The sequence below is a fragment of the Pseudomonas sp. 2995-3 genome (assembly GCF_002742565.1).
Classification (GTDB): domain Bacteria; phylum Pseudomonadota; class Gammaproteobacteria; order Pseudomonadales; family Pseudomonadaceae; genus Aquipseudomonas; species Aquipseudomonas edaphica.
The window spans coordinates 3,781-28,201 of record NZ_LJSB01000180.1 but is presented as its reverse complement, the minus strand read 5'-3'; the positions used below and the strand labels follow the sequence as shown (position 1 = coordinate 28,201).

The 24,421-nt window shown below is 65.0% G+C and carries 2 protein-coding genes; both read left to right on the top strand.

From position 1 onward, the window contains the following. The first annotated feature begins 182 nt into the window (after window positions 1-182). Window positions 183-13,088 (top strand): non-ribosomal peptide synthetase, encoded by a 12,906-nt coding sequence (locus tag AOA62_RS15770; RefSeq protein WP_099549113.1) that lies wholly within the window; start codon window positions 183-185, stop codon window positions 13,086-13,088. Further along, entirely contained in the window at window positions 13,085-24,421 is an 11,337-nt protein-coding gene (locus AOA62_RS15765; RefSeq protein WP_099549112.1) for a non-ribosomal peptide synthetase, read from the top strand. Before AOA62_RS15770 ends, AOA62_RS15765 begins: the two co-directional genes overlap by 4 nt.

The following is a 24,421-nucleotide window of genomic DNA, read 5'->3' as shown; positions in this document are numbered from 1 at the left end:
CTTGTCCCCGCTTCCCATGTCACCCCCTGCCTGCCAAATCCCTTAATTTTCCAAGCCTGCCGGACGCCACTCCAGGCCCTCGGCTGTGCCCGCGATTTTTTCCCGGCGCCAGCACACCCGCTTCAAACGGCAGCTGAATACGGACGTTCTACTCAACCGTGACTTATCAGGCAGGTTACCCCATGCAGTTCAGTGAATTATTGGCAGCGATTTCCACCCATGCGATCCGTCTTCAATTGGAAGAAGGCGACCTGATTATCCTCGGCGATGACGAAGCCCTGGATGACGATCTGTGGGATCAACTGATCGCGCACAAACCCCAATTGCTTGCCTTTGTGGCTGAACACGGCGGTGACTGGCTAAGCCCGGCTTACCGCATTACCCCCGACATGCTGGCACTGGTCACGCTCGACCAGCCGGCCATCGACCGCATCGTCGCCACCATCCCCGGTGGCGCGGCGAATGTGCAGGATATCTACCCGCTGGCGCCGCTGCAGGAGGGCATGCTGTACCACCACCTATCGGCGCAGCAGGGTGACCCCTACGTGTTGCACGCGCAGTTTGTGTTCGACAGCCGCGCGCGCCTTGACGCGTTTGCCGAGGCGCTGCAATGGGTGATCGACCGCCACGATATCCTGCGCACGTCCATGGCCTGGGAGCGTCTGGACGAACCGCTGCAAGTGGTGTGGCGCAAGGCAACCCTGGCCTGCGAAGAAGCGCATTTTGCCGACGGCGACCGCCTGGCGCAGTTGCTCGCGCGCTATGACGCCCGCGCCTATCGCATGGACCTGGGCCAGGCACCGCTGCTGCGCCTGGTGTTTGCCAATGACCCGGCCAACCAGCGCGTGGTGGCGATGCTGTTGTTCCATCACACCATCCTCGACCACACCGCACTGGACGTGGTACGTCATGAAATCCAGCTGTATCTGGCCGGTGAGCAAGCCCAGGCCGCCGAGCCGGTGGCGTTTCGCAGCTATATCGCCCAGGTGCGCCACGGCGTCAGCGAACAGGCGCATGAGGCGTTCTTTCGCGAGATGCTGGCGGATATCGATGCGCCGACTTTGCCCTTCGGCCTGCAGGATGTGCAAGGCGATGGGCACGGCATCGATGAAGTGCGGGTGCCCGTCGACAGCAGCCTGAGCCGCCGCCTGCGCAGCCTGGCGCGGCCACTGGGCGTCAGCGTGGCGAGCATCATGCACCTGGCCCTGGCGCGCGTGCTGGGCGTGGTGTCCGGGCGCGATGCCGTGGTGTTCGGCACGGTGATGCTTGGCCGCATGGGCGCCGGCGATGGCGGTGAACGCGCGCTGGGTATGTTTATCAACACCTTGCCGTTGCGCGTGGATGTAGGCGAGCAGGGCGTGCGCGCCGGGGTCAAGGCCACCCACGAACGCCTCACCACCTTGCTCAATCACGAACATGCATCCCTGGCGTTGGCCCAGCGTTGCAGCGGTGTGGCGGCGCCGACGCCGCTGTTCAGTGCGATGCTCAACTATCGTCACAGTGCCGCCACCGACATAGCGGCGGTGATCGAGGTGGCCGAAGGCATTCAGGTATTGGGCGCCGAAGAGCGCACCAACTACCCGCTGACGGTCAACGTCGACGACCTGGGTGAAGACTTTGCACTGACGGTAATGGTCGATGCGTCCATCGGCGCGCAACGGGTCGCCGGTTACCTGCACACGGCCCTGCACAGCCTGGCCGAGGCCCTGGAACAGCGACCGGATATGCCGCTCTGCGGCCTGAATATCCTGCCTGACACCGAACGTCACCATCTGCTGCACCGCCTCAATCAAAGCCCAACGCACTACAGCGACACTGCCCTGATCCACGCGCAAGTCGAAGCCCACGCCGCCGCTCAACCCAATGCCATCGCCCTGCGTTTTGACACCCAGCGCATCACCTACCGCCAACTCAACGAACGTGCCAACCAGGTCGCCCACCGCCTGCTGGCCGAGGGCATTCGCCCTGATGATCGCGTGGCGATCTGCGTCGAGCGTGGCCCGGAGATGATTATTGGTCTGCTGGGTATCCTCAAGGCTGGCGCCGGTTATGTGCCCATCGACCCGGCTTACCCGCTGGAGCGCATCGCCTATACCCTGGCCGATAGCGCGCCAGTGGCCGTGTTGGTACAAGCCGACACGCAGCATCTGGTCGGTGATTTGACCCGCATCGACCTCAACAGCCTGCGTGCAGAATCCATCGTCAACCCGCGCGTTGCGCTCAGCCCGGCCAACCTGGCCTATGTGATCTACACCTCCGGCTCCACCGGGCTGCCCAAAGGCGTGATGATCGAACACCGCCACGTGGTACGGCTGTTCACCGCCACCGAGAATTGGTTTGGCTTCAACGCCAATGATGTGTGGGCGCTGTTCCATTCCTTCGCGTTCGACTTCTCGGTCTGGGAGATCTGGGGCGCGCTGATGCACGGCGGCCAGTTGCTGATCGTGCCGCGACTGGTCAGCCGCTCGCCGGATGAGTGCTACGCGCTGATCTGTGACGCAGGTGTGAGCATCCTCAACCAGACGCCCAGCGCATTTCGCCAGTTGATCGCGGCCCAGAGCGCCCAGGCGCATTCACTGCGCCAGGTTGTTTTCGGCGGCGAAGCCCTGGAACCGGGCATGCTCAAACCGTGGTACGCCCGCGCCATCAACGCCGGCACCCAATTGGTCAACATGTATGGCATCACCGAAACCACCGTGCACGTGACCTACCGCGCCCTGGAAGCGGCGGATGCGCAGTTGGTTGGCGTCAGCCCGATTGGTGTGCGCATTCCCGACCTGCAGCTGTATGTGCTGGATGCGCGTCGTGAGCCGTTACCGATGGGTGTGGTCGGCGAGTTGTATGTCGGCGGCGCCGGTGTGGCGCGCGGTTACCTCAACCGTGACGAGCTGAATGCCGAACGTTTCCTGGCCGACCCGGCCACCGGCCTGCGCATGTACAAGACCGGTGACCTCGGCCGCCTGCTGGCCGATGGCAGCGTCGAATACCTGGGCCGTAACGATGACCAGGTGAAGATCCGCGGCTTCCGCATTGAACTGGGCGAAATCGAAGCCACTCTGGCCAGCGCCAACGGCGTGCGTGACGCGGTGGTTATCGCCCGTGAAGACGAGCCCGGTGACAAACGCCTGGTGGCCTACGTGATCGCCGAGCGCGAACTCGGTGCCGCTGAACTGCGCGACCATCTGCTGCTGAGCCTGGCCGAATACATGGTGCCCAGCGCCTTCGTGCTGCTGGACCAATTCCCGCTGACCACCAACGGCAAGCTCGACCGCAAAGCCTTGCCCGCGCCGGATGCCGACGCCCTGGCGCGGCGAGACTACGCCGCCCCGCAAGGCGCTGTGGAAAGCACCATCGCCGGCATCTGGCAGTCGCTGTTGAAACTCGACAACGTCGGGCGCGACGACAACTTCTTCGAGCTGGGCGGCCACTCGCTGCTGGCGGTCAAGCTGATCGAACGCATGCGCCAGGTGGAGTTGAGCTGCGACGTGCGCGTGTTGTTCGGCCAACCCACCTTGCGCGCACTCGCCGCGGCGGTGGGCGGGCAGCAGGAAGTGCAGGTGCCGGCGAATATGATCACGGCGAGCAGCGCACACATCAGCCCCGACATGCTGCCACTGGTGACGCTGGACCAGGCGGCCATCGACCACATCCTCCAGCACGTGCCCGGCGGCATCGCCAACGTGCAGGATATCTACGGCCTGGCGCCGTTGCAGGCCGGCATCCTGTATCACCACCTGGCAACGACCGAGGGCGACCCCTACGTGTTGCAGGTGCAGTTCAATTTTGCCGACCAAATGGCGGTGGACGCGTTTACCCGCGCCTTGCACTGTGTGATCGAGCGTAACGACATCCTGCGCACCGGCATTCTGTGGGAAGGCCTGGATGAGCCGGTGCAAGTGGTGTTGCGCCAGGCGCCGCTGCACGTCGAGCGCCTCGACGTGCCGGCTGATGATGCGCTGGCGCAGCTGCAACAGCGCTTTGACCCACGCCATTTCCGCCTCGACCTGAGCCGCGCGTCGCTGATGCATTTCGGTTATGCGCAACAACAGGATGGCTTTGCAGGCATCCTGCTGCTGCACCATATCCTGCTCGACCACACCGCCCTGCAGGTGTTGGTGGAGGAGATGAGCGCCAGCCTGGCCGGCCACAGCACGCAACTGCCGCCGGCGGTGCAATACCGCAATTACGTGGCCCAGGCGCGTTTGGGCGTGACCCAGGCGCAACACGAAGCCTTTTTCAGCGACATGCTGGGTGATATTGACGAGCCCACGCTGGCGTTCGGTTTGCAGGATGTCAACGGCGACGGCAGCGGCATCGTCGAGGCGCATTTGCCGCTGGCCCCGGCGCTCAGCCAGGGCCTGCGCGAACAGGCGCGACAGCTGGGTGTCAGCAGCGCGAGCCTGGTGCACCTGGCCTGGGCGCAGGTGCTGGCCCAGGTCTCCGGCCAGCAGGATGTGGTGTTTGGTACCGTACTGCTGGGGCGCATGCAAGGCGGCGAGGGCGCCGACCGGGCGCTGGGAATGTTCATCAACACCTTGCCGCTGCGCGTCAGCCTGGGCGCCACCAGCGTGCAGGCCGGCGTGCGCGCCACCCATGCGCGCCTGGCGCAGTTGCTTGGGCACGAGCACGCTTCGCTGTCCCTGGCCCAGCGTTGCAGTGGTGTACCGGGTTCGTTGCCGCTGTTCAGTACCTTGCTCAACTTCCGTCACAGCGCCCCGGACGAGGCACCGGGAGACAGCCCGTTTGCCACGCACGGTATCGAGATTCTCAGTTCCCAGGAGCGCAGCAACTACCCGTTGGTGCTCAACGTCGATGACCTCGGCACCGGCTTTGCGCTGACCGTACAAGGCGTGGCCAGTCTGGATGTGCAGCGCGTGGGCGACTACATGCTCACCGCGCTCAGCCACCTGGTGACCGCGCTGCAACAAGCGCCGACCACCGCGTTGCAGGCGGTGTCGATTTTGCCGGCGGCCGAGCGTCACCAGCTGTTGGTCGAGTTCAACGCCACCGCGCGCCAATACCCGTCGCAGCTCACTGTGCACCAGCTGTTCGAAGCTCAGGCACTGGCGCGGCCCGAAGCCGTGGCGGCGGTGCAGGGTGCGTTGTCCTTGAGCTATCGTGACCTCAACCGCCGTGCCAACCGCCTGGCCCATCACCTGATCAACCAGGGCGTGCAACCGGGTGAGTACGTGGCGATTGCGTTGCCACGCTCGCTGGATTTGCTGGTGAGCCAACTGGCGATCCTCAAGTGCGCAGCGGTGTATGTGCCGCTGGACATCAACGCGCCGCTCGAACGCCAGGCCTTTATGGTGCAGGACAGCGGAGCGCGGCATGTACTCCATACCCTGGCCGACCTGAACCTGGATAGCCTGTCGCCGCGCAACCCGGAGCTTGCGCAGTCTTCGGACGAGGTGGCGTACATCATGTACACCTCCGGCTCCACTGGCGCGCCCAAAGGCGTGCAAGTGCCGCACCGCGCCGTCTCGCGGCTGGTACTCAACAACGGCTATGCCGATTTCAACGAGCGCGACCGCGTGGCCTTCGCCTCCAACCCGGCGTTCGATGCCAGTACCCTGGATGTGTGGGCGCCGTTGCTCAATGGCGGTTGCGTGGGGGGGGTCGAGCATGCGGTGCTGCTGTCCCAGGCCGCATTTGCCGAGCTGTTGCAGGAACAGGCCGTGAGCGTGCTGTGGATGACGGCAGGCTTGTTCCATCAATACGCCGACGCGTTGCTGCCGGTGCTGCGCCAGTTGCGCTACCTGATCGTCGGCGGCGATGTGCTTGACCCGCTGGTGATCGGCCGGGTGCTCAAGCACGGCAAGCCGCAACACCTGTTAAACGGCTACGGGCCGACCGAAGCCACCACCTTCTCGACCACGTTTGAAATCACCACGCCGGGCGCGGGCGCTGTGCCTATCGGCCGACCTATCGCAAATGCACAGGCCTATGTGCTGGATGCGCGCCAGCAGCCGCTGGCGTTGGGTGTGGTCGGCGAGCTGTACATCGGCGGTGCAGGCGTGGCCAAGGGGTACTTGAACCAGCCGCAACTGACGGCCGAAAAATTCATCCTCAACCCGTTCGGTGAAGGCCTGTTGTACCGCACCGGCGACCTTGCCAGCTGGCAGGCCGACGGTACCTTGCTGTACCAGGGGCGCAATGATTTGCAGGTGAAGATCCGTGGTTTCCGCATCGAGCCCGGCGAAATCGAGAGCTGCCTGGCGACCTTCCCAGACGTGCGCGATGTTGTGGTAGTGGCCCGCGAAGACGAGCCCGGCGACAAACGCCTGGTGGCGTACTACACCGCCTCGGCAGCGTTGCCAATCGAAGCCCTGCGCGGCCATCTGCAAGGCCAGCTACCGGATTACATGGTGCCGTCGGCTTATATGTGGCTTGAGCTGTTACCGCTTACCGCCAATGGCAAGCTGGACCGCAAAGGCCTGCCGGTGCCGGATCAAAGTGCGCTGCTCAGCCGTGGCTACGAAGCCCCGGAAGGTGAAGTGGAAACCGTGCTGGCGCAGATCTGGCAGGACGTGCTCAAGCTCGAACGCGTCGGGCGCCATGATCATTTCTTCGAGTTGGGCGGGCATTCGTTGCTGGCGGTCAGCCTGATCGAACGCATGCGCCAGGTCGGCCTGAGCGCGGACGTGCGCGTGCTGTTCAGCCAGCCGAGCCTGGCGGCACTCGCGGCGGCAGTCGGCAGTGGGCGTGAAATTGTGGTGCCGGCCAATGGCATTGCGCCGGGTTGCACACAGATCACGCCGTCGATGTTGACCCTGGTGCAGCTTGATCAACCGGCCATCGAACGCATCGTCGCCAACGTGCCCGGTGGTGCGGCCAATGTGCAGGATATCTACCCGCTGGCGCCGTTGCAGGAAGGCATTCTTTATCACCATATCAGCGCCGAACAGGGCGACCCGTACCTGCTGCAATCGCGCATGGCGTTCGATAGCCTGCAGCGTTTGCACGGCTTTATGGGCGCGCTGCAACAGGTAGTAGCGCGTCACGACATCCTGCGCACCGGCGTGGTCTGGGAAGGGTTGGACAGCCCGGTGCAAGTGGTCTGGCGCGACGCGCAACTGAGTGTGCAGGAGGTGATCCTGGACCCGGCCGAGGGCGGCATCATCGAGCAATTGCACGCACGTTTCGATGCCCGTCACTACCGCCTGGACATTACCCAGGCGCCATTGCTGCGCATGGTTTACGCCCAGGACCCGGCGAATAACCGAGTCGCAGCGATCCTGCTGTTCCACCACCTGGCGCTGGACCATACGGCCATGGAAGTGGTGGGCCAGGAGATGCGCGCGTTCCTGTTCAACCAGGCGGACGCGCTGCCCGTGGCGGCGCCGTTTCGCAACTACGTGGCCCAGGCACGCCTGGGCGTGAGCGTGGCCGAGCATGAACAGTTCTTCGGCGCCATGCTCGCCGATGTGGACGAACCGACCTTGCCGTTTGGCGTGCAGGACGTGCAGGGTGATGGCCGTGATATCGAAGAGGCCGAGCAGCACCTGGACGCGGCGCTGGCCATGCGCGTGCGTGAGCAGGCGCGCCTGTTGGGCGTAAGTGCGGCGAGCCTGATGCACCTGGCCTGGGCGCAAGTGCTGGGCCTGGTGTCCGGGCGTGATGACGTGGTGTTTGGCACTGTATTGATGGGGCGCATGCAGGCAGGTGAGGGTGCCGATCGGGCGCTGGGCATGTTTATCAACACCTTGCCGCTGCGGGTGAATGTCGCGGCCGGCGCCGCCGTGGCGGTCAAGGCCACCCATTCGCGCTTGAGCGCCTTGCTCGGGCACGAACACGCGTCCCTGGCGCTGGCCCAGCGTTGCAGCGGCGTGCCGACCAGCGTGCCGCTGTTCAGCGCCTTGCTCAATTTCCGCCACAGCCGCCCCGACGAAATGGCCCGCGATGGCCAAGGTATCTGGGAAGGCGTGCAACTGCTGGGCGGTGAAGAGCGCAGCAACTACCCGCTGACCTTGAGCGTGGATGATTTTGGCGCAGGCTTTGGCCTCAGCGTGCTGGCGCTGCCGCAGATCGGCGCCCAGCGCCTGTGCGGCTATATGCATAACGCCGTGGAGCAACTGGTCGAGGCCTTGGAAAACGCCGCCGATACCGCGCTCAACCGCCTGCCGATACTGCCGTCGGCCGAACGCGACACCCTGCTGCGTGAATTCAACACGACGGCTGCAGATTTCCCCACCGGGCACACCCTGCACGGTGCCTTTGAAGCCCAGGTCGAGCGCCAGCCCCACGCAATTGCGGTGCAGCAGGGCGAACGGTCGCTGACCTACCAGCAACTCAATCAACGCGCCAACCAACTGGCCCATCACCTGCTCGCGCTCGGCGTACGGCCGGACGATCGCGTGGCGATCTGCTGCCGTCGTGGCCCGCAGATGCTCATCGGGCTGCTGGGCATACTCAAGGCCGGCGCCGGTTATGTGCCGATCGACCCGGCCTATCCCGCCGAGCGTATCGCCTATCTGTTGCAGGACAGTGCGCCGGTGGCCGTGCTGGCCGAGCCCAGTACGCAAGCGTTGCTGGGGGCGTTCGCCACAGTCGACCTGCTGGGCGAAAGCTGGCAGCACCACGCGGTCAGCAATCCCCAGCTCGCAGCGCTGACCCCGGCGCACCTGGCCTATGTGATCTACACCTCCGGCTCCACCGGCCAGCCCAAAGGCGTGATGGTGGAACACCGCAACGTGGAAAACCTGGTGCACTGGCACTGCGAAGCCTTCGGCCTGGACGCGCGCAGCCATACCAGCAGTGTCGCCGGTTTTGGCTTCGACGCTATGGCCTGGGAAGTCTGGCCGGCGCTGTGTGCCGGTGCGACCCTGCATTTGCCGCCTGTCACGGTGGGCAATGAAAACATCGACGAACTGCTCGCCTGGTGGCTGGCGCAGCCGCTGGACGTCAGCTTCCTGCCCACGCCAGTGGCCGAATACGCCTTCAGCCAGCACCTGCAACACCCGACCTTGCGCATCCTGCTGATTGGCGGCGACCGTCTGCGCCAGTTCACCCAGGAGCGGCGTTTTGCGCTGATCAACAACTACGGGCCGACCGAGGCCACGGTGGTTGCCACCTCCGGCCGTGTTCGTGCCGGGCAGGCGCTGCATATCGGCCGGCCGGTGGCGAATGCCAGCACCTACTTGCTCGATGCACAGCTGCGCCCGGTGCCGGTGGGCGTGGCCGGTGAGCTGTATGTGGGCGGCAGCGGCGTGGCGCGCGGTTACCTGAACCGTGCGGACCTGACCGCCGAACGCTTCCTGCAAGACCCGTTCAACCCAGGGCGCATGTACCGCACTGGCGACCTGGCGCGCTGGTTGCCCGACGGTAATATCGAGTACCTGGGCCGCAATGATGATCAGGTCAAAGTGCGTGGCGTACGCGTGGAGCTGGGCGAGATCGAAAGTCGCCTGGCGGCAGTGGAAGGCGTTGGCGAGGCCGTGGTGCTGGTGCGCGAAGGCCGTTTGCTGGCCTGGTTCACGGAAAACTACCCGCTGGCGATTGAAACCCTGCGTTCGCAGCTACAAGCACAACTGCCCGACGCGCTGGTGCCGGTGGCCTACATCAAGCTCGACGCATTGCCCCTGACCGCCAACGGCAAGCTGGATCGCAAGGCCTTGCCGGAACCTGACCAGGCGGCGGTGCTCAGCCGCGACTTTGAAGCGCCCCGGGGCGCAGTGGAAACCACCCTGGCGCGGATCTGGGCCGAGGTGTTGCAGGTCGAACAGGTCGGCCGTCATGACCACTTCTTCGAGCTCGGCGGCCATTCGTTGCTGGCCGTGAGCCTGATCGAACGCATGCGTCAAGCGGACCTCAGCGCGGATGTCCGTGTGCTGTTCAGCCAGCCGACCCTGGCCGCGCTGGCGGCTGCCGTGGGCAGTGGCCGCGAAGTGCAGGTGCCGGCCAACCGGATCGCAGCCGATTGCCTGCGCATCACGCCGGACATGCTGCCCTTGGTTGATATCGACCAGTCGACCCTCGATCACGTCGTCAGCCGCATCCCCGGTGGCGCCGCCAATGTGCAGGATATCTACCCGCTGGCGCCGTTGCAGGAGGGCATTCTTTACCACTACCTCACCGCCGAGCAGGGCGACCCGTACCTGCTGCAATCGCACCTGGCCTTCGACAGCCTCGAGCGCCTGCAGGCCTTCGTCCACGCGCTGCAAAAGGTGATCAACCGCCATGACATCCTGCGCACGGGTGTGGTCTGGGAAAGCCTTGCGCAACCGCTGCAAGTGGTGTGGCGCCAGGCCCGATTGCCGCTTGAAGAGCTGCAGTTGCAGGGCGATGTGCTCGCCGGCCTGCACGCGCGTTTTGATGCGCGGCGTTACCGCCTGGACATCAGCCAGGCGCCGCTTATCTGCCTCAAGTACGCCAAGGACCCGGCCAACCAGCGCGTGGTGGTGGTGTTGCTCTATCACCATATTGCGCTGGACCACACCGCGTTCGACGTGGTGCTGCGTGAAATGCAAGGGCATTTGTTGGGGCACGCCGCCCCGACGGCGGCGCCGATGCCGTACCGCAACTACGTGGCCCAGGCGCGATTGGGCGTCAGTGAGCAGGAGCACGAGGCGTTCTTTCGCGAGATGCTCGCCGATGTCGATGAACCGACCTTGCCGTTCGGCTTGCAGGACGTGCGCGGCGACGGCAGCGCGATTGAGGAACACAGCCTGCACCTGGACAACGACCTCAACCGCCGCCTGCGGGCCCAGGCACGTATACTCGGTGTGAGCACGGCGAGCCTGTTCCACCTGGCCTGGGGCCAAGTGTTGGCGGCCACTTCGGGGCGCCACAGCGTGGTGTTCGGCACCGTGCTGGTCGGCCGATTGCAAGGCGGTGAGGGCGCTGATCGTGCGCTCGGGGTGTTTATCAATACCTTGCCGCTGCGCCTGGATATCGACGCGCAAGGCGCACGCGATGCCGTGCGTGCCACCCACACGCGGCTCACCGCGTTGCTCGGCCATGAGCACGCGTCCCTGGCCCTGGCCCAGCGTTGCAGCGGGGTGGCGGCCCCGGCGCCGTTGTTCAGCTCGATGCTCAACTATCGCCATCGCGGCGCCGCGACGCGTTCTGCCGAGGCGCAACACGCCTGGGAAGGCATGCAGACGCTGGTCAACGATGGCCGCACCAACTACCCGCTGACCCTCAACGTGGATGACTTGGGCGATGGTTACGATATCACCGCCCTGGCGCAGGTTGACGCGCAACGGGTGTGTGGTTACCTGCAGAACGCCCTGGCCGGGCTGGTCGAAGCCTTGGAGCAGGCACCGCACCAGGCGCTCAATCGCCTGCCGATCCTGGGCGCCGAGGAACGCCAAAAACTGCTGGTAGCGTTCAACGCCACCGAGGTCGCTTACAACCTCGACCAGACCCTGCACGGCCTGTTCGAGGCTCAGGTCGAACGCACCCCTGATGCGGTGGCGGTCAAGGCCGGTGACCAGCAGTTGACCTACCGGGCACTCAACGAACGCGCCAACCGCCTGGCCCATCACCTGCGCGAACTCGGCGTGCAGCCGGATTCGCGCGTGGGTATTTGCGTCGAGCGTGGCCTGGACATGGTGGTCGGCCTGTTCGCCATCCTCAAGGCCGGTGGCGGTTATGTGCCGCTGGACCCGGCGTATCCACTCGAACGCATCGCTTACATGCTGCAAGACAGCGCACCGGTGGTGGTGTTGGCGCAAGACGCGACCCGCCAGTTGTTGGGCGACGTGCCGGTGCTGGACCTGGATCACGTCACCTGGCAACAGCAGAGCGCGAGCAACCCGCAGGTGCCGGGCCTGACCGCCCGGCACCAGGCCTATGTGATCTACACCTCCGGCTCCACCGGCCAGCCCAAAGGCGTGATCAATGAACACGCTGGCGTGGTCAACCGCTTGCTGTGGATGCAGGACGCCTATGGCCTCAAGGCCCATGACGCGGTGCTGCAGAAAACCCCGTTCAGCTTCGACGTGTCGGTGTGGGAGTTCTTCTGGCCGCTGTTTACCGGCGCACGGTTGGTGATGGCCCGCCCGGGTGGGCACAAAGAGCCGGAGTACCTGTGCCAGGTGATCGAGGCTGAGCAGATCACCACCTTGCATTTCGTGCCGTCGATGCTCGATGTGTTCCTGGCCCATGGTGATGTCAGCCAGGCCAAAGGGCTGGCGCGGGTGATGTGCAGCGGCGAAGCCTTGCCGGGCAGCCTGGTACGGCGCTTCAAAGCACAACTGCCGGGGGTTGGGCTGTACAACCTGTATGGCCCGACAGAAGCGGCGGTCGATGTCACCGCGTGGAACTGCGCACGGCCCGACGTGCCGGACAACACGCCGATCGGCAAGCCGATTGCCAATACACGCATGTACGTGCTGGACGCCCAGTTGCAGCCGGTGCCATTGGGGGTGGTGGGCGAGTTGTTCATCGGCGGCGTGCAAGTGGCGCGCGGGTATCTGAACCGCCCGGAACTGACCGCCGAACGCTTCCTCAAGGACCCGTTTACCGACGGGCGCATGTACCGCACCGGCGACGTTGGCCGTTACCTGCCCGACGGCAATATCGAGTACCTGGGCCGCAACGATGACCAGGTGAAGATCCGTGGCCTGCGCATCGAACTGGGCGAAATCCAGGCGCGCTTGCTGGAGCATCCGCAGGTCAACGAGGCCGCCGTGGTCGCCCGTGAAGAGCGCCTGGTGGCGTACTACACCGGCGCACACACCGACATCGACCGCTTGCGCGCCCACCTGTTGCAGCACTTGCCGGACTTTATGGTGCCTGCGGTGTTTGTGCACCTGGAGGCATTGCCACTGAGCCCCAACGGCAAGCTCGACCGCAAGGCGTTGCCGGTGCCGGGCATGGACGCACTGAATGTGCGCGAATACGCGGCCCCCGAAGGCGACACCGAAATCCTTATGGCAGCGCTGTGGGCTGAACTGCTCAACGTTGAGCGCGTTGGGCGCCATGACAACTTCTTTGAGCTGGGCGGGCACTCGCTGCTGGCCGTGAGCTTGATCGGACGCCTGCGCCAGGAAGGCCTGGAAGCCAATGTGCGGGCGCTGTTCGAACAGCCGAGCCTGGCCGGCTACGCCGCTATTACCGAACGAATGGAGATCGTCCTGTGAGCATTTCTGAGTTATTGAGCACGCTGAAAACCAAGGACGTGCAACTGGCGCTCAAGGGCGAGCAGTTGTCGGTGCAAGGCAACAAACAAACGCTGAGCGACCCTTTGATCCTGGCGGCGTTGCGCGAGCACAAAGCGGCCTTGATCGAACTGATCAAGGCCGGTGAATACTCGGCCTCCAAGGCCGGCGAAGTGCAGGTGCCGGCCAATGGCATCCCGCTAGGTGCCGAGCACATCACCCCGGCGATGCTGAGCCTGTCGACGTTGAGCCAGGACGAGATCGAGCGCATCGTGGCCACGGTCGACGGCGGTGTGGCGAATATCCAGGACATTTACCCGCTGGCGCCGTTGCAGGAAGGCATTCTGTTCCACCACGTCAGCGCCGAGCAGGGCGACCCGTACGTGATGCAGTCGCAGTTCGCGTTCGACAGCCTGGAGCGTTTCGAGGCCTTTGCCCAAGCGTTGCAGCGCGTGATGGACCGCCACGATATCCTGCGCACCGGGGTGGTCTGGGACGGTTTGCAGCAACCCTCGCAAGTGGTGTGGCGCCAGGCACGCCTGCCGGTGCAGGCGCTGCAATTGAACCCGGCCGACGGCGATATTGCCGCTCAACTGCACGGGCTGTTCGATGCCCGCCACTATCGCCTCGACGTGACCCGGGCGCCGCTGCTGCGCCTGGTGCGGGCCGACGACCGGCTGAACCAGCGCATTGTCGCCACCTTGCTGTTCCACCATATGGCCCTCGACCACAGCGCCCTCGAAGTGGTGTGCCATGAAATGCAGGCGTGCCTGCTGGGGCAGGGCGCGGCGCTTGGCCAGGCCGTGCCGTTTCGCAATTATGTGGCGCAGGCACGCCTGGGTATCAGCGAGCCGGAACACGAAAATTTCTTCCGCCAGATGCTCGGCGATATCAGCGAGCCGACCCTGCCATACGGCTTGCAGGACGTGCAGGGCGATGCCCGTGGCATCAGCGAAGTCAGCCTGCCTTTGCCCGCAGCACTCAGCCGGCGGTTGCGCGCGCAAGCCCGGCAATTGGGCGTGAGTGCCGCCAGCCTGTTCCATATGGGCTGGGCGCAGGTGTTGGCGGTGCTGGCCGGTAAAGAGCAGGTGGTGTTCGGCACCGTATTGATGGGCCGCATGCAAGGCAGCCATGACACGGATCGGGCGCTGGGCATTTTCATCAACACCTTGCCGTTTCGCGTCGACGTGGACGCCCAGGACCTACGCACCGGGGTCAAGGCCACCCACGCGCGGCTCACCACCTTGTTGCGCCATGAACACGCGCCGCTGGCCCTGGCCCAACGCTGCAGCGGGGTGGTGGCGCCGACGCCGCTGTTCAGCGCCTTGCTCAACTATCGCCACAGCGCCCCGGCCGCCAGCGCCGAAGCCGTGTCGGCCTGGCACGGGATCGCGGCGCTCAGCGCCGAAGAACGCACCAACTACCCGCTGACCCTGAGTGTGGATGACCTGGGTGAAGGCTTTGGCCTGAGCCTGCTGGCCAGCCAGCGGGTCGATCCGCAGCGCGTGTGCAGCTATCTGCAAACCGCCCTGGAGAACCTGGTGACGGCGCTGGAGCAAGCACCGCACACCGCGCTCAATCAGCTGTCGGTGCTGCCCGCCGCCGAGCGGCAGTTGCTGCTTGAGCAGTTCAACGCCACCCAGGTCGATTTCGCTCACGGCAGCACCTTGCACGGCCGCGTCGAAGCCCAGGCCGCGCTCACGCCGGACGCGATCGCCGCCGTGCAGCAGGGCCGCCAACTGACTTACGCCGAACTCAACCAGCAAGCCAACCTGCTGGCCCATCACCTGTTGGCGCTGGGGGTCAAACCCGATGACCGCGTGGCCATCGTCGCGCGGCGTGGCCTGGACACCCTGGCCGGGTTGCTGGCCATCCTCAAGGCTGGCGCCTGCTATGTGCCGGTGGACCCATCGCACCCGGCCGAGCGCCTGAGCTACCTGCTGAGCGACAGCGCCCCGGTGGCGGTGCTGACCCAACAGGCACAGCTCGAGCGCTTGCCGGCGCTGGACGTGCCGGTGATCCAGCTGGACCGCTACACCTGGCAGCACCATTCAGCCAGCAATCCAAAAGCCGCCGTCAGCCCTTCGAACCTCGCCTATGTGATCTACACCTCCGGCTCCACCGGCCTGCCCAAAGGGGTGATGGTGGAGCACCACACGGTGGCCAACCTGGTGGACTGGCATTGCCGCGCCTTTGACTTGTGCGCCGGGCGCCACACCGCCAGTGTTGCCGGCTTTGGTTTTGATGCGATGGCCTGGGAAGTGTGGCCGGCGCTGTGTGTCGGCGCGACCCTGCACCTGCCGCCCGCCACGGACGGCGCCGAAGATATCGACGCGCTGCTGAGCTGGTGGTGCGCGCAGCCACTGGACGTGTGCTTCCTGCCCACGCCGGTGGCCGAATACGCGTTCAGCCAGCACATCGAACACCCTACATTGCGCACCTTGCTCATCGGCGGTGACCGCCTGCGCCAGTTTGCGCGGGCACAGCGATTTGAGCTGATCAACAACTACGGCCCCACCGAAGCCACGGTGGTTGCCACTTCCGGCAAGGTCGAAGCAGGCCAGCCGTTGCATATCGGCAAACCGGTGGCCAATGCCACGGTGTACCTGCTCGATGAACAACAACGGCCGGTGCCATTGGGGGTAGCCGGTGAGCTGTACGTGGGTGGCAAGGGCGTGGCGCGTGGTTACCTCAACCGCCCGGACCTGACCGCCGAGCGCTTCCTGCACGACCCGTTCAACCCGGGGCGCATGTACCGCACCGGCGACCTGGCGCGTTGGTTGCCGGACGGTACGCTTGAATACCTGGGGCGCAACGATGATCAGGTGAAGATCCGTGGCATGCGTATCGAGCTTGGCGAGATTGAAACCCAGCTCGGCCAACTGCCTGGGATCCAGGAAGCGGTGGTGCTGGTGCGCGAGGAGCGACTGGTCGCCTATTTCACCGAGAGCCCGCAACTCGACCCGCTGGCGGTCGGTGATATCCGCGCCCACCTGGTTGCGCATCTGCCGGACTACATGGTCCCGGTCGCCTATGTGAAGCTCGAGGCGTTGCCACTCACCGCCAACGGCAAGCTCGACCGCAAGGCCTTGCCAGCGCCGGACATGGCCGCGGTGTTTACCCGCGAATACGCAGCGCCCGAGGGCGAGATCGAAAGCGTGCTCGCGCAGATCTGGGCCGATGTGCTGCAGGTGCAGCGTGTCGGGCGGCACGACCATTTCTTCGAACTGGGCGGGCACTCGTTGCTGGCGATGCGCATGGTCTCGCAAGTGCGCCAGCGCCTGGGGGTGGAACTGGTGCTGGGCGACTTGTTTGCCAATGCGGAGCTGGCGGCGGTCGCCGCAGTGCTGGCGCAGTCAGGGCGCAGCACCTTGCCGGATATTCTGCCGGCCAATCGTGATGAGCTCGTGCCGTTGTCGTTCGCCCAGCAGCGCCTGTGGTTTCTGGCGCTGATGGAAGGCGCCAATACCGCCTATAACATTCCCATCGGCCTGCGTTTGCGTGGCCAGTTGCATGTCGAGGCGCTGCAACGGGCGCTGGCGCGCATTGTTGCGCGGCATGAAACCCTGCGCAGCCGCTTTGCCCAACAGGGCGACCAAGCCCAGGTACTGATCGTACCGGCTGAAGACATGCTGCCCCTGCAAGTGCAGGATTTGCGCCGCCACCCGCAACCGCAGCAGGCGCTGGATGCCTTGATTCAGGGCGAAGCCTCGGCACCGTTCGACCTGGAGCGCGGCCCGTTGCTGCGTGGGCGCCTGGTGGTGATGGCCGACGATCACCATGTGCTGCTGCTGACCCTGCACCATATCGTTTCCGATGGCTGGTCGATGGGCGTGCTCACCCGTGAGTTGATGGCGCTGTATCAAGCCTTCAGCCACGGCATGCCTGACCCATTGCCAAGCCTGCCGATTCAGTACGGCGACTTCGCCGTGTGGCAGCGTTTGTGGCTGAGCGGCGAAGTGCTGCAGCGCCAAAGTACCTATTGGCAACAGGCACTGGCCGGTGCGCCGGCCTTGCTCACGCTGCCTACCGATCGCCCACGCCCTGTGCAGCAGGACTACGCCGGCAACAGCGTCGAAGTGCGCCTGGACGAACGCCTGACCGCCGGGCTCAAAGCCTTGAGCCAACGCCATGGCACCACGCTGTACATGACCTTGATGACGGCCTGGGCCTCCCTGCTGGCGCGGCTGTCCGGGCAACACGACCTGGTGATCGGCACGCCAGTGGCCAACCGTACCCGCAGCGAGGTGGAAGGGCTGATCGGCCTGTTCGTCAACACCCTGGCGGTGCGCATCGACACCTCGGGCGAGCTGAGCACCGAGGCCTTGCTGGCACGGGTCAAGGCGCTGACGCTGGCGGCCCAGGCGCATCAGGACTTGCCATTCGAGCAGGTGGTGGAAATCACCCGGCCGGTGCGCAGCCTGGCCCACAGCCCGCTGTTCCAGACCCTGCTGAGCTGGCAGGACAGCAGCGCGCCGACCCTGGCGCTGGGTGACCTGGCCCTGGAAGGCATCGTCGAGAACAGCCACTTTGCCAAGTTCGACCTGTCCCTGAACCTGGGTGAAGTGCAGGGCAGCATTCTCGGCGCGCTGGAATTTGCCGTGGCGCTGTTTGATGAGTCGACCGTGCAGCGGTACGCCGGGTATTTCACCCGCACCTTGCAGGCAATGGTCGATAACGACCAGGCGGTGTTGGAACATGCGCCGTTGTTGGATGAGTGTGAGCGTCAGCACCTGCTGGTCGATTTCAACGCCACCGCGGTGGACTACAACCTCGACCAGACACTGCACGGGATGTTTGAAGCGCAGGTGATGCGCACGCCGAACGCGATTGCGGTGAAGGCGGGTGAGCGGCAACTGACTTACGCTGAGCTGAATGCGCAGGCTAATCAGCTGGCCCATCACCTGCTGGCGCTGGGTGTACAGCCGGATTCGCGGGTGGCGATCTGCGTCGAGCGCAGCCTGGAGATGGTCATTGGCCTGTATGCGATCCTCAAGGCCGGCGCGGCGTATGTGCCGCTGGACCCGGCTTATCCGCAAGAGCGCCTGGCCTACATGCTGCAAGACAGTGCGCCGCTGGTGGTGCTGGCCCAAGGCGCAACACGTGGCTTGCTCGGCGCAGTGGCGGTAGTCGACCTGGACCAGCCCACCTGGCAGCATCTGCCCGCAGGCAACCCTCACGTCCAGGGCGTGAGCGCCTATGTGATCTACACCTCAGGCTCCACCGGCCAGCCCAAAGGCGTGATCAACGACCACGCCGGGGTAGTCAACCGCCTGTTGTGGATGCAGGACGAATACGGCCTGAACGCGCAGGATTCGGTGCTGCAGAAAACCCCGTTCAGCTTTGACGTATCGGTGTGGGAATTCTTCTGGCCGCTGTTTACCGGCGCGCGTCTGGTGATGGCGCGCCCCGGCGGGCACAAAGAGCCCGAATACCTGTGCGACGTGATCGAGGCCGAACAGATCACTACCTTGCACTTTGTGCCGTCGATGCTCGATGTGTTCCTGGCCCACGGCGATGTCAGCCAGGCCATAGGGCTAGCGCGGGTGATGTGCAGCGGCGAAGCCTTGCCGGGCAGCCTGGTACGGCGCTTCAAGCAGCAACTGCCGGGCAGCCAATTGCATAACCTGTATGGGCCGACCGAAGCGGCGGTCGACGTCACCGCCTGGAACTGTGCCGGTCTGGTAACCCCGGACAACACGCCGATCGGCAAACCCATCGCCAACACCCGCATGTACCTGCTCGACAGCCAGTTGCAACCGGTGCCGCTGGGTGTGGTGGGCGAGTTATTTATCGCGGGCGTACAAGTGGCGCGCGGGTATCTGAACCGGCCGGAACTGACCGCCGAGCGTTTCCTTGACGACCCCTTCAGGCAGGGGCGCATGTACCGCACCGGTGATGTCGGGCGTTACTTGCCGGACGGCAATATCGAGTACCTGGGGCGTAATGATGACCAGGTGAAGATCCGTGGTTTGCGCATCGAACTGGGTGAAATCCAGGCGCGGCTGCTCGAGTATGCGCAGGTTAACGAAGCCGCCGTGGTCGCCCGTGAAGAGCGGCTAGTGGCCTACTACACCGGCACGCCGAGCGAAATCGACTCACTGCGCAGCCATCTGCTGCGGCATCTGCCGGAGTTCATGGTACCGGCGATTTTCGTGCATCTGCAGGCGTTGCCGCTCAGCCCCAACGGCAAGCTCGACCGCAAGGTGCTGCCGGCGCCGGGCCTGGATTCGGTGGTGGTGCGCGAGTACGAAGCGCCCCAGGGCGATACCGAAATGGCCTTGGCCAGCCTGTGGGCCGAACTGCTCAATGTTGAGCGCGTGGGCCGTCACGACAACTTCTTTGAACTGGGCGGGCATTCGCTGCTGGCCGTCAGTCTGATGGGGCGCATGCGCCGCCTGGGCTTGTCGGCGGATGTAAAGGTGCTGTTCGGCCAGCCGACGCTCTCGGCGTTGGCGGCGGCGCTGGGCAGTGGGCGCGAAGTGGCGGTGCCGGCCAATGGCATCGCCGAAGGCTGCAGGCACATCACCCCGGCTATGTTGCCCTTGATCCAGATGGACCAGGCTGCCGTCGACCGCATCGTCGCGTGCATTCCCGGCGGTGCGGCGAATGTGCAGGATATCTACCCGCTGGCGCCGTTGCAGGCCGGCATCCTGTATCACCATCGGGCTGTGCTTGAAGGCGATGCCTACCTGTTGCGGGCGCAGTTTGCCTTCGACAACCGTCTGCGCCTGGACGCCTTTGCCCATGCATTGCAGGCGGTGATCCAGCGGCATGACATCCTGCGTTCCTCCTTCCATTGGGAGGGCCTGGAAGAACCGGTGCAAGTGGTTTGGCGTGAGGCCTTGCTCAGCGTTGAAACCGGTGCTGTGCCGCAGCGCCTGGACCTGACGCAAGCGCCGTTGATGCGGCTGGTCTATACCGAGGAGCCGCAGCGCGTGGTCGCCACGTTGTTGTTCCATCATTTGGTGATGGACCACGTCGCGCTGGACATCCTGCAGCATGAAATGCAGGCGTTCCTGCTCGGTAGTCAGCACACCCTGGCCGCGGCCGTGCCGTATCGCAACTATGTGGCCCAGACTGCGACCCAGACCCGCCTGGGCGTTGACGACCACGAAACCTTCTTGCGCGAAATGCTCGGTGAAATCGACGAGCCAACCGACGTCCAATACCTGGGCGCCGATGAACACGCGCATCTGGCCATCGACCCTCAGTTGAGCCTGCGCCTGCGCACCCAGGCCCGCCAGGCAGGCGTGAGTGCCGCCAGCCTGATGCACCTGGCCTGGGCGCAGGTGCTGGGCAAGGTCAGTGGCCGCGAACAGGTGGTGTTCGGCACTGTAATGCTCGGCCGCCTGCAAGGCGGCGAAGGTGCCGAGCGCGCCATGGGCGTATTTATCAACACCTTGCCGCTGCGCGTTGACCTGGGTGAACGCGCGGTACGCACGGCGTTGCGTGCCACCCATGCGCGCCTGACCCAATTGCTCAGCCATGAGCACGCGCCGCTGGCATTGGCCCAGCAGTGCAGCGGCGTGCCAGTGGGTACGCCGTTGTTCAACGTGCTGTTCAACTACCGCCACAGCGCGCCGCACAGTGGTGGCGTGGCTGAGGCATGGCAGGGGATTGCGCTGCTCAGTGCCGAGGAGCAGACCAATTACGGGGTGTCGGTGAGTGTCGATGACCTTGGTGAGGGTTTCAGCCTGACCGCCATGGGGCAGGGCGCCCGGCGTTTGTGTGATTACCTGAACATTGCCCTTGAGCAACTGGTTGAGGCGCTGGAGCACCACAGTGATAGGGGCATCAGCCGCTTGCCAATCCTGCCGGCGGCCGAGCGTCAACAGCTGGCAGGTTTCAATGCCACCACCCGTGTGTTCCCCCGCGAGCACACGGTGCAGCGCTTGTTCGAAGCCCAGGCCCACGCACGGCCTGACGCGGTGGCTGCGTTGCACGCTGACGCGGTACTGAGCTACGGCGAACTCAACACCCGCGCCAACCGCTTGGCCCATCACCTGATGAGCCTGGGTGTGCGCCCGGCCGATAACGTCGCGATCCTGCTGCCGCGTTCCCTGGACCTGCTGGTCAGCCAGTTGGCGATCCTCAAGTGTGCAGCGGCCTATGTGCCGCTGGACATAAACGCACCCGCCGAACGCCAGGGCTTCATGTTGCAGGACAGCGGCGCGAGCTGGCTGTTGACCCGCAGTGACGCGGCGCTTGAGTTCCCGGCGCGGCGCCTGGATCTGGACACCCTGACCCTGGACCCGCAACCGAGCCACAACCCTGACCTGTCGCAGTCCTCGGACAGCGTGGCGTACATCATGTACACCTCCGGCTCCACGGGCACACCGAAGGGCGTATTGGTGCCTCATCGCGGCATCACACGGCTGGTGCTCAACAACGGTTACGCCGACTTCAACGCCGCCGACCGCGTGGCGTTTGCCTCCAACCCGGCGTTCGACGCCAGCACCATGGACGTGTGGGGCGCGCTGCTCAACGGCGGCCAGGTGCAGGTGATCGACCATTCCACGTTGCTCGACCCCGCTGCATTCGGCCGTGCGCTGCACGGTGCGACGGTGTTGTTCGTGACCACCGCGTTGTTCAACCAGTACGTGCAGATGATCCCCGAAGCCCTGGCCGGCTTGCGCATTTTGCTCTGCGGCGGCGAGCGTGCCGACCCGGCGGCGTTCCGCAGCCTGCTGGCGCAGGCGCCGGGATTGCGCCTGGTGCATTGCTACGGGCCGACTGAAACCACCACCTACGCCACCACTTACGAGGTGCAGGCGATTGCCGCCGATGCTGACAGCGTGGCGGTCGGTCGACCGATTTCCAACACGCAGATTCATGTGCTGGATGCGTACTTGCAGCCACTGCCGGTGGGCGTGATCGGCGAAATCTGCATCGGCGGTGACGGCGTGGCCAAGGGTTATTTGAACCGGCCGGAGCTGACCGCCGAGAAGTTTGTCGACGCCCCGTTCAACCCAGGCGCCTTGATGTACCGCACCGGCGACCTTGGCCGCTGGACAGCGGACGGCTTGCTGGAGTGCATCGGGCGTAACGACGACCAAGTGAAGATCCGTGGTTTCCGTATCGAGTTGGGCGAGATCGAAGCGCGCCTGGCGACCTTGGCTAGCATCCAGGACGTAGTGGTGCTGGCCCGTGAGGACGTGCCGGGTGACAAGCGTCTGGTGGCGTATTTCACCTGGGCTGGCGAGCCCGTAGACGTCGACAGTGTGCGTGCGCACCTGCACGGCCAGTTGCCGGACTACATGCTGCCGTCGGCCTATGTGCCGCTGGCGCAGTTGCCGCTGACGGCCAATGGCAAGATCGATCGCAAAGCCTTGCCGGTTCCGGCGTTGGAGGCCTTGCTCAACCGCGACTTCGAGGCGCCGGCCGATGCACTGGAGCAGTCGCTCGCCGGCCTGTGGGCCAAGGTGTTGAAACTTGAGCAAGTGGGGCGTCACGACAGCTTCTTTGAGCTGGGCGGGCATTCCTTGCTGGCGATTCGACTGGTCAACCTGATGGAGGCAGCGGGCTTGCAGGTGTCGCTGGCCGAGCTGTTCCAGCACGTCAGCGTGGCCTCGGTGGCGGCGATGTTGCGCCAGCGCACCGGCGAGCCGGTGCGCGACACCTCGCTGATTACCGTGCGCAGCAGCGGCTCGCAGCCGCCGTTGTTTCTGGTGCACGAGTTCAGTGGCATGGACGTGTATTTCCCGGCGTTGGGTCAGCACTTGCCCGGCGACTATCCGATCTACGGCCTGCCGGGCGCGGCACTGGGCGAGCCGCACCTGAACACCATGGAAGGCTTGGCGGCGCGCATGGTCGGCCTGATCCGCGAGGTTCAGCCACACGGGCCCTACCGCGTGGCGGGCTGGTCGTTTGGCGGCGTGCTGGCCTATGAAGTGGCGATGCAATTGCTGGGGCTGGATGAACCGGTAGCGTTCCTCGGCCTGATCGACAGCTACGTGCCGCGCATGACCGACCAAGGCAAGGCGCGCTGGAGTGGGCCGGATGCGCTTAAGCGGCATTTGCTGTTGCAGTGCACGGCGTATTGGAAAGCACAGGGAGGTGTGGATGAACTGGCGAGCCTTGAACAGCTTGAGGCGGGCATTGGACAGCTGGACTTTGCGGGTTTGCTGCAACGCTGTCGCGATCAAGGTCTGCTATACGCGCAAATGGCAGCGGCTACGGACGCGGACCTCTTGAGTTTTATCGAGCGTGAAGTCGGCCATGGGCATGCGCTGGCGCACTACAGCCTGTTCCCGCTGCCGGTGCCGGTGCATCTGTTCAGTGCCCGCGAACGGCCGACCGAGCTGTCGCGGCGCAGTGAGTCGCTGGGCTGGGAAGACGCCTTGGCGCCTGGGCAATTGCGCCGGGTCGAGGTGCCGGGCGATCACCAAAGCATGATGCAGGCGCCGCATATTCAAGGCTTGGGCGCGGCGATGGCGCAGGCCCTGGCCGCGAGTGCGCCGGTGACGGAAGCGGTGCATCAACCGGTGCTGCGCATTCAGAGTGGGCGTGCGGGGTTTGCGCCGGTGTTTTGTGTGCCGGGAGCGGGTGACAGCGTCACCGGGTTTGTGGGGTTGGGCGAGGCACTCGGGCGCGACTGGCCGCTGTTCGGTTTGCAGCCGCGCGGGCTGGATGGAGAGGCGGTGCCCCATAGCCAGGTGGAAGCGGCAGCGCAGTGTTACCTGGCGGCGCTGGCGCACGAGTGTCCGCGTGGGCCGGTGCATCTGGTCGGGCATTCATTTGGTGGCTGGGTCGCGCTGGAGATGGCGCTGCGCTTGCAGGCGATGGGCCGTGAGGTGGCGTCGTTGACGGTGATCGACAGTGAGTCGCCGGGCGGTGCGGGCAAGCCTTATTCGACCACGGCCGCGTTGTTGCGCTTGATTGAGGCCATGCAGTTGTCGGCGGGCAAGTCGCTGGGCATTGACCGGGTGGAGTTTGCCGGGCGCGATGAGGTGGCGCAGCAGCAGTGGTTGCATGCGGGGATGGTGAGCGTGGGGTTGTTGCCGGGGCGTGCCAGTGTGGATGCGATGGCGGGGCCGGCGCGTACTTATGCGGCGGCGTTGCGCACGGTGTATCGGCCGGCGCAGCGGTTCAACGGGGTGGTGCGGTTGGTGCTGGCGCAGGATCCGGCGTTGGATGCGGCGGGTAATCAGCGTGAGCAGGGGTTGATGGTGGAAGGGTGGCGGCGCCAGGGGAACGGGTTGCAGGTTTGGTATGGCGCGGGGAATCACTTTACGTTGCTTAAGGCGCCGAATGTTTTGGGGTTGGCGCGGTGGTGGCTTGAGGGGGTGGTGGTTGGGGAGGTGGTGTCGTGA

Excerpts from the sequence above, each read along its gene's own strand:
- AOA62_RS15770 (WP_099549113.1), top strand. The coding sequence starts at position 183 with ATGCAGTTCAGTGAATTATTGGCAGCGATTTCCACCCATGCGATCCGT.